This is a genomic window from Pseudomonas sp., from assembly GCF_037994325.1.
Taxonomy (GTDB): Bacteria; Pseudomonadota; Gammaproteobacteria; order Pseudomonadales; family Pseudomonadaceae; genus Aquipseudomonas.
The window spans coordinates 1-8,949 of the sequence record NZ_JBBNAH010000606.1 but is presented as its reverse complement, the minus strand read 5'-3'; the positions used below and the strand labels follow the sequence as shown (position 1 = coordinate 8,949).

Genomic DNA, 8,949 nt, shown 5'->3' with positions numbered 1-8,949 from the left:
GTTGACGATTTTGGTGGTGTACAGGTTGGCCACGGCGGGGGCGGCGATGGTCACTGCGTCGGCATACGACACCGGCCCCTGCTGCGCCACACCGTACTGCGGCGCCTGCTGCATATGTACGTCCTGGCGCGGCAGGCCGACCCACTGCGGGTAGTACTGGATAATCAGCAACGCCAATAGCACGCCGACCAGCAGCGGCCAGCCAAGATAACGCAGAGCCTTGAACATCGATAAATCCTGAGGGTTGCGAGGGCCATAGCAGGCCCTTAAGGTGGCGGCCATTATAGAGGCCGTTGCAGCAATAAAAAGCGGCTTACATTTGTACGGGAGAGTAAATGTTATGGCGATTGCGCTGAGCACCTTGCTGGAAGAAGCCGAACGTTTTCTCGGCGCGGCGCGGATCGCCGATTACTGCCCGAACGGTTTGCAGGTGGAAGGGCGGCCGCAGGTCCGGCGCATCGTTAGCGGCGTAACGGCCAGCCAGGCGCTGATTGACGCGGCAGTAGAGGCTGATGCCGATGTCGTGCTGGTGCACCACGGTTATTTCTGGAAAGGCGAAAACCCCTGCATCGTCGGTATGAAACAGCGCCGGCTGAAAACCCTGCTCACGAACGACATCAGCCTGCTGGCCTATCACCTGCCACTGGACCTGCATCCGCAAGTCGGCAACAACGTGCAGCTGGCGCAGCAACTGGATATCACCGTTGAAGGCCCGTTGGATCCGGATAACAACAAAGTCGTCGGCCTGGTCGGTTCCCTTGATGAGCCCATGAGTGCCCGCGATTTCGCTCGCCGCGTGCAGGACGTGCTCGGCCGTGAACCGCTATTAATAGAGGGTTCGCAAATGATCCGCCGCATCGGCTGGTGCACCGGAGGCGGCCAGGGCTATATCGATCAAGCGATTGCCGCAGGCGTGGACCTTTATCTGACTGGCGAAGCTTCCGAGCAAACCGTGCACAGCGCCCGTGAAAACGACATCAGCTTTATTGCCGCCGGCCACCACGCCACTGAGCGTTACGGCGTGCAGGCATTGGGTGATTACCTGGCCAAACGCTTCGCCTTGGAACACCTGTTTATCGACTGCCCTAACCCGGTGTAGCGGCCCTGTTTAGCGGGAATATCACTAGATCTTTTCGATCTAACAGCCTGCCTGATTAGAATAGGGTGCTGTGCTAAAGTGCCGCCCTCGTCCACGGCCCGTAGGCCGTCCAATATCGCTCTCTTCGTGAGATAGCCGTGAGTAGCCATGCTCGATAAATTGACGCATCTGAAGCAGTTGGAGGCGGAAAGCATCCACATCATCCGCGAGGTCGCCGCCGAGTTCGATAACCCGGTGATGCTGTACTCCATTGGTAAAGATTCCGCAGTCATGCTGCACCTTGCCCGCAAAGCGTTCTTCCCCGGCAAGCTGCCGTTCCCGGTTATGCACGTGGATACGCGCTGGAAATTCCAGGAGATGTATCAGTTCCGCGACAAGATGGTGGCGGACCTGGGCCTGGACCTGATCACCCATATCAACCCCGATGGCGTGGCGCAGAACATCAATCCGTTCACCCACGGCAGCGCCAAGCACACCGACATCATGAAAACCGAGGGCCTTAAACAAGCCCTGGATAAGCATGGTTTCGACGCCGCTTTCGGCGGCGCCCGTCGCGACGAAGAGAAATCTCGCGCCAAAGAGCGCGTGTATTCCTTCCGCGACAGCAAACACCGCTGGGATCCGAAGAACCAGCGCCCTGAGCTGTGGAACGTGTACAACGGCAAGGTCAACAAGGGCGAGTCGATCCGCGTCTTCCCGCTGTCGAACTGGACCGAGCTGGATATCTGGCAGTACATCTACCTCGAAGGCATTCCGATCGTGCCGTTGTACTTCGCCGCCGAGCGCGATGTGATCGAGATGAACGGCACGCTGATCATGATCGACGATGACCGTATCCTCGAGCACCTCTCGGACGAGCAGAAAGCCAGCATTCACAAAAAGATGGTGCGTTTCCGTACCCTCGGTTGCTACCCACTGACGGGGGCGGTTGAATCCACCGCCACCAGCCTGACTGACATCATTCAGGAAATGCTCCTGACCAGAACCTCTGAGCGCCAGGGTCGTGTTATCGACCATGACCAAGCAGGTTCGATGGAAGACAAGAAACGTCAGGGGTACTTTTAATATGTCGCACCAATCCGAATTGATCAGCGAGGACATCCTCGCCTACCTGGCCCAGCACGAGCGCAAGGAAATGTTGCGCTTCCTTACCTGCGGCAACGTCGACGACGGCAAGAGCACCCTGATTGGGCGCCTGCTGCACGACTCGAAAATGATCTACGAAGACCACCTCGAAGCCATCACCCGCGACTCGAAAAAAGTCGGCACCACCGGTGAGGACATCGACTTGGCACTGCTGGTGGACGGCCTGCAAGCCGAGCGCGAGCAGGGCATCACCATCGACGTGGCGTACCGTTATTTCTCTACCGCCAAGCGCAAGTTCATCATTGCCGACACCCCCGGCCATGAGCAGTACACGCGCAATATGGCCACCGGTGCCTCCACCTGCGACCTGGCGATTATTCTGGTCGACGCGCGTTATGGCGTGCAGACGCAAACGCGCCGGCACAGCTATATCGCCTCGCTGCTGGGCATCAAACATATCGTCGTCGCCATCAACAAGATGGACTTGAAGGGCTTTGACGAAGGCGTGTTTGAGTCGATCAAGGCCGACTACCTGGACTTCGCCGCCAAGGTGGCGTTGAAGCCGACCTCGATCCATTTTGTGCCGATGTCTGCCCTTAAAGGCGACAACGTGGTTAACCACAGCGAGCGTTCGCCGTGGTACACCGGCCAGACGCTGATGGAAATCCTCGAGACCGTGGAGATTTCCGCCGACCGTAACTTCACCGACATGCGTTTCCCGGTGCAGTACGTCAACCGTCCAAACCTGAACTTCCGTGGTTTTGCCGGCACCCTCGCTAGCGGCATCGTGCACAAAGGCGATGAAGTGGTGGTGTTGCCGTCGGGTAAGAGCAGCCGGGTGAAATCCATCGTCACCTTTGAAGGTGAGTTGGAAAGCGCCGGCCCAGGTCAGGCCATTACCCTGACCATGGAAGACGAAATCGATATCTCCCGTGGCGACCTGTTGGTGCATGCCGACAGCCAACCGCAGGTGACCGATAGCTTTGAAGCCATGCTGGTGTGGATGGCTGAAGAACCGATGCTGCCGGGCAAGAAATACGACATCAAACGCGCCACCAGCTATGTGCCGGGCTCGATTGCCAGCATTGTCCACAAGGTTGATGTAAACACCTTGGAAGAGGGCGCGGCCAGCAGCCTGCAGCTGAACGAGATCGCCAAGGTACGGGTCAGCCTGGATGCCTCGATCGCGCTGGACGGCTACGACCGTAACCGCACCACCGGCTCGTTTATTATCGTTGACCGTCTCACCAACGGCACCGTCGGCGCCGGCATGATCATCGCCGCGCCAGTGGGCGGCCAAGGTGGCGGTCTGCATGGCAAGTTGGCCCACGTGGCGACCGAAGAGCGCGCGGCGCGCTTTGGCCAGCAGCCGGCCACCGTGTTGTTCAGCGGCCTGTCGGGCGCGGGCAAAAGCACCTTGGCCTATGCGGTTGAGCGCAAGCTGTTCGACATGGGGCGCGCTGTTTATGTGCTCGATGGCCAGAACCTGCGCCACGACCTGAACAAAGGGCTGCCGCAAGATCGCGCCGGGCGTACCGAGAACTGGCGTCGTGCGGCTCACGTTGCTCGTCAGTTCAACGAAGCGGGCTTGATTACGCTGGCTGCCTTTGTAGCGCCGGATGCAGAAGGCCGTGAACAGGCCAAGGCCCTGATCGGCAATCAGCGTTTGCTCACCGTGTATGTGCAAGCTTCGCCGCAGGTGTGCGCCGAGCGTGACCCGCAAGGTCTGTATGCCGCCGGTGGCGACAACATTCCGGGCGAGTCCTTCCCGTACGACATTCCGCTAAATGCCGACCTAGTGGTCGACACCCAGAGCGTGTCGGTGGAAGAGGGCGTGAAGCTGGTGCTGGATCTGTTGCGTAGCCGCGGCGCGATCTAAGCCGCGTGAAAACAAAAAGCCCCGCAGATGCGGGGCTTTTTGTTGGTTGGCTTTTGCCTGTGCTCGGGGCACAGCCTGCAGGCCAGGTTAGCGGCGGGTGAGTAACACGCCGGATTCCATATGGTGGGTGTACGGAAACTGATCAAACAACGCACAGCGCTCAATGCGGTGAGTGTCGTTGAGTTGGGCGATATTTGCCGCCAGGGTTTCCGGGTTGCAGGAGATATACAGAATATTGTCGAAGCGCCGGGTCAGCTCGCAGGTGTCCGGGTCCATGCCAGCGCGCGGCGGGTCGACAAAGACGCTGCCGAACTCATAAGCCTTAAGGTCGATACCTTGCAGTCGTCGGAACGGGCGTACTTCGTTCAGCGCTTCGGTGAGTTCCTCGGCCGACAGGCGCACCAAGGTGATGTTATCCACCTCGTTGTCATCCAGATTGGCCAGGGCCGCATTCACTGAGGTTTTGCTGATCTCGGTGGCCAGCACCTTACGCACGCGGGTGGCCAACGGCAGGGTGAAATTGCCGTTACCGCAATACAACTCCAACAAATCGTCACTGCGCTGACCCAAGGCCTCGTAGGCCCAGTTGAGCATGTGCTGGTTGACCGTGCCGTTGGGCTGGGTAAAGGCGCCTTCCGGTTGCCGATAGCTAAACGTGCGGCCGGCCACATCGAGTTTTTCCACCACGTAATCGCGGCCCACCACCAAGCGTTGGCCACGGGAGCGGCCGACAATGCTGACGCCCAAGTCGCTGGCCAACTGCGCGGCGGCAACCTGCCATTCGTCATTGAGTGGGCGGTGGTAACACAGGGTGATCAGGCCATCGCCGGCCAGGGTGGTGAGAAATTCCACCTGGAACAACTTGAACCCCAGCGCCTTGCTGCCTTGCCAGGCGGCTTTCAGTTTCGGCATCAGTTCATTGATGCGTTGGCTGGCGATGGGGAAGTCTTCCATCAGGATCGGCGTGTGTTTATCGCCAGCGGCAAACATGGCGTAGAAGCGCTCTTCGCCTTCGCGCCACAAGCGGAACTCGGCGCGCAAACGATAGTGCTCGCGCGGCGATTCAAATACCTGCGGGGCCGGGGCGTTGAACGGCGCCAGCAAGTCTTGCAGGCGCTGCTGCTTTTCTGCCAGTTGCGCGGCGTAATGGCTTGGGTCGAACTGCGCTGCACTCATGCGTTAAACCAACCCAGCTTGATCACGAACAGAATCGAAAGAATCACCAGCGCCGGGCTCAGCTCACGGGCGCGGCCGGCCAGCAGTTTGATGGCGGTCCAGGCGATAAAACCAAAGGCGATGCCGTTGGCGATGGAGAAGGTCAGCGGCATGGCCAGCGCGGTGATCACCACCGGGGCGGCGACGGTGATATCGCTCCAGTCGATTTCCGCCAGGCCCGCAGTCATCAGCACGGCAACAAACAGCAGGGCGGGGGCAGTGGCAAACGCCGGAACGCTGCCGGCCAATGGCGCGAGGAACAGGGCTAGGAGGAACAAAACGGCGACCACCACGGCAGTCAGACCGGTGCGGCCGCCGGCGCTCACGCCTGCGGCGGATTCGATATAGCTGGTGGTGGTCGAGGTACCCAATACCGAGCCGACCATCGCGGCGCTGCTGTCGGCAATCAGGGCACGGCCCATCTTCGGCATATGACCGTCGGCGCGCATCAGGCCGGCTTTCTTCGCCACGGCAATCAGGGTGCCGGAGTTATCGAAGATATCTACAAACAGAAAGGCGAACACCACGGTGACCAGGCCGATATTCAGCGCGCCTTTGATATCCAGCTGCATAAAGGTCGGGGCCAGCGATGGCGGCATCGAGAACACGCCACCGAACTGCGAAACGCCCAGGGCGATACCGGCAGCAGTGGTGAACAGAATGCCGATCAGGACGGCGCCGGTGATCTTGCGCGCCTCCAGTGCGACGATGATAAAAAAGCCCAGGATGGCCAGCAGCGGTTCGGCTTTGCTCAGGTCACCCATGCCCACCAGGGTGGCCGGGTTGGCGACGACAATGCCGGCTTCTTTTAGCGCGATCAGCGCCAGGAACAGGCCGATACCGGCAGCAATGGCCGAGCGCAGCTCCAGCGGGATGCTGTTAATGATCCATTCGCGGATGCGAAAGATCGACAGTACAAAAAACATGCACGCCGAGATAAACACCGCACCAAGCGCCACCTGCCAGGTATGGCCCATATGCAGCACCACGGTGTAGGTGAAGAAGGCGTTCAAGCCCATGCCCGGGGCGAGGGCGATTGGGTAGTTGGCGATAAAACCCATGATCGCCGAGCCGATGGCGGCTGCCAGGCAGGTGGCGACAAAGATGGCGCCTTTGTCCATGCCGGTTTCGCCGAGGATGCTCGGGTTAACAAACAGAATGTAGGCCATGGTCAGGAAAGTCGTGATCCCGGCGAGGATCTCGGTGCGCACCGTGGTGTTATGCGCGTTGAGTTGGAACAGTCTTTCCAGCATGGGTGGGCTCCGGTATTGGCCAATCTAGTTATGTCAGCAAAGCACAGCAGCCGTGCAGGTGCCGGTTTTGCTCGGGTGTGGCAAAAGAGGTGCGGCGAAAAAAGCGGCGCATCATACCAGTTCGCACGCGGGTACTTGTGCCTTGCATCGGGCGCGCAGCGGTTAGGGAAGAAATACAGCGGGTGCGGAGGGTAAAGCGAGGAGGCCTGCATACCGAAATGTATGTAGGGAATTGCTGTTTGTGGCTAGCCGGACTTCCGACTTTAACGAGACGCTTCGGGTACGCCAAGGGCTTTTCGTCGCACCGAAAAATAAACCGGGCAAACGCAAAAATTACTTTTTCCTGTCACCTTTTTTGGAGTATCTAAAGGTAGACCGTCGAGTTCTGTAGCACCCCAGGGTGTGCAGTATCCTCCGCTACGGCCGGGGATATCGAAGGTTCGTGCGGCGGAGCGCTGTTCCGGCATTCCGTCGCTTGGCTCCTATAAGAAGGTGACCGAGTATGGATGACCACGGACGCTCCAGCCCTACTGCTCCAATCCTCTACGCCCTCGATACCAACGTTCTGATCCACGACCCCAACGCCCTGTTGAATTTCCAAGAACACCACGTCGCCATCCCGATGACCGTCCTGGAGGAACTAGACAAACTCAAAACCGGTAAGCAAGGCGTCGCAGCAGAATGTCGGCAAGCCATCCGCCTGATCGACAAGATTTTAGGCGCGGCCTCCCCCGAAGAAGTGGAACACGGCGTCGCCATCCAACGCGACAAAAGCGGGCCCTGCGGTTACCTGTCCATCCTTATGAGCCGTCGTGCCGAGCCCATCACCTGGCTGCCGGAAGACCTCAACGACAACAAAATCATCAATCAGCTTGTAGATCTGAAGGCGCGCAAACCGGGCCTTTCCGTAGTGCTGGTGACCAAAGACATCAACATGCGCCTGAAGGCACGCGCCTGTGGCATTGAATCCGAGGACTACCACACCGACCAATTGGTCGACGATATCTCGCTGTTGCCCCGCGGTTACCACACCCTGACCGGCTCATTCTGGGACCGTGTCAGTAAGGTCGACACCCGCCAGGATCGCGGCCGTGCCTGGCACCGCGTGCAGATGACCGACAACTTGCCGGCTGTGCATATCAACGAATTCATCATCGACGAGCAGGGTTTTGTCGGCTGGGTCAAAGGCATCAAAGCCGATGAGCTGCTGATTCTCGACCTGCATCAGGAGCCATTGCTGCATCAAGAAGCCTGGGGGCTGCGCCCGCGGGATATCTACCAGAGCCTGGCGCTGTTTGCCTTGCTTGATCCGGACATTCACCTGGTCAACCTCTCCGGCGCCGCCGGTTCGGGCAAAACCATCCTGGCCCTGGCGGCCGCCATCGAACAGACCATGGTCACCAAGCGTTACCGGCGCATCATCGCCACCCGCAGCGTGCAGGGGCTGGACCAGGAAATTGGCTTTCTGCCCGGTACCGAAGCGGAAAAAATGGAGCCGTGGTTGGGCGCCATCACCGACAACCTCGAAGCCCTACACATGGACGACGAGAACACCCACGGCAGCGTGGACTACATCCTTGGCAAGGTGCCGTTGCAGTTCAAATCGCTTAACTACATTCGCGGCAGAAGCTTCCAGCAAAGCCTGATTTTGATCGACGAATGCCAAAACCTCACGCCGCACCAAATGAAGACCATCATTACCCGCGCGGGTACGGGGTCGAAGGTGGTGTGCTTGGGTAACCTGGCGCAGATCGACACGCCGTATTTGTCGGCGCCCAGCTCGGGGCTTACGTATCTGACCGAACGCTTTAAAGACTTCCCCCATGGCGTGCACATCACCCTGCAGGGTGTACCGCGCTCGGTGTTGGCGGAGTATGCAGAGGCGAATATGTAATCGTTTTTGAGAGGAAGAAAACCGGGCTATGCCCGGTTTTTTATGCGTGGAGATTTTTTCCGATCCGCAGTATTCGGTTTTGCTAAACGGAGTAGTTCGCTGGCAAAGTAATGATGTGTCAATTTACTCTAAGCGAACATGCTATTACTTCATCCTAAGGAACAGGATATGGCCGATAAACTGACTTCGCCTGAAACGACTTCCGGCGACAGTGCCCCCAAAAAACAAATTCGAAACCAAGACTCGCGATGGATCAAAGGTTTGACCTGGTTCGGCCAGTTAATTGTTCCATTACTGTTGGGATCCTTTCTTTTTAGCGGCATTCTTGAAGGCTATAAAAGTTCGTTGGGCGATAAGAAAGATATCATCGACAGCTATTATCGACCGATGAGGGCGCTGCATGCCTTGTGTGCTATGCGTAATCAACAACTGGCGAATCAATACGGCGAGTTGGCCGGTTTATACAAACTGCAGTTTGATGAGCTCACCCATATTTTTACTCATCCCGGAGTGTCTTCATCGG

The 8,949-nt window shown here is 58.4% G+C and carries 7 protein-coding genes and 1 pseudogene; 5 read left to right on the top strand and 3 right to left on the bottom strand.

The features are described from left to right. A pseudogene (locus AAAB16_RS20180) lies at positions 1–228 on the bottom strand (2-alkenal reductase); the annotation flags it as partial. A 112-nt stretch (positions 229–340) separates the two neighbouring features. Here AAAB16_RS20180 and AAAB16_RS20175 point away from each other — a divergent pair. The 3 genes from AAAB16_RS20175 to cysN all read left to right on the top strand — a co-directional run bounded on the left by AAAB16_RS20175 (position 341) and on the right by cysN (position 4,064). Continuing rightward, on the top strand, positions 341–1,099 hold the full coding sequence (locus AAAB16_RS20175; protein ID WP_340664929.1) for a Nif3-like dinuclear metal center hexameric protein: 759 nt from the start codon (positions 341–343) through the stop codon (positions 1,097–1,099). 147 nt (positions 1,100–1,246) lie between these two features. Next, a complete protein-coding gene (gene cysD, locus AAAB16_RS20170) occupies positions 1,247–2,164 on the top strand; it encodes a sulfate adenylyltransferase subunit CysD (protein WP_340664928.1) in 918 nt (305 codons plus the stop codon). Between the two features lies 1 nt (position 2,165). Beyond that, positions 2,166–4,064, top strand: coding sequence for a sulfate adenylyltransferase subunit CysN (gene cysN, locus AAAB16_RS20165; RefSeq protein ID WP_110616743.1), 1,899 nt, complete (start codon positions 2,166–2,168; stop codon positions 4,062–4,064). A gap of 87 nt (positions 4,065–4,151) precedes the next feature. Here the strand turns inward: cysN and trmA are convergent, their stop codons facing one another. Both trmA and AAAB16_RS20155 read right to left on the bottom strand, forming a co-directional pair. Further along, on the bottom strand, positions 4,152–5,240 hold the full coding sequence (gene trmA, locus AAAB16_RS20160; protein WP_340664927.1) for a tRNA (uridine(54)-C5)-methyltransferase TrmA: 1,089 nt from the start codon (positions 5,238–5,240) through the stop codon (positions 4,152–4,154). Further along, positions 5,237–6,532, bottom strand: coding sequence for an NCS2 family permease (locus AAAB16_RS20155; RefSeq protein WP_340664926.1), 1,296 nt, complete (start codon positions 6,530–6,532; stop codon positions 5,237–5,239). The genes trmA and AAAB16_RS20155 overlap by 4 nt, the downstream gene beginning before the upstream one ends. 502 nt (positions 6,533–7,034) lie before the next feature. Here AAAB16_RS20155 and AAAB16_RS20150 point away from each other — a divergent pair. Next, positions 7,035–8,426 (top strand): PhoH family protein, encoded by a 1,392-nt coding sequence (locus AAAB16_RS20150; protein ID WP_110616740.1) that lies wholly within the window; start codon positions 7,035–7,037, stop codon positions 8,424–8,426. Positions 8,427–8,594: 168 nt separating this feature from the next. Continuing rightward, positions 8,595–8,949: hypothetical protein (locus AAAB16_RS20145; RefSeq protein ID WP_340664925.1), on the top strand; the 355-nt coding region annotated here is incomplete at its 3' end.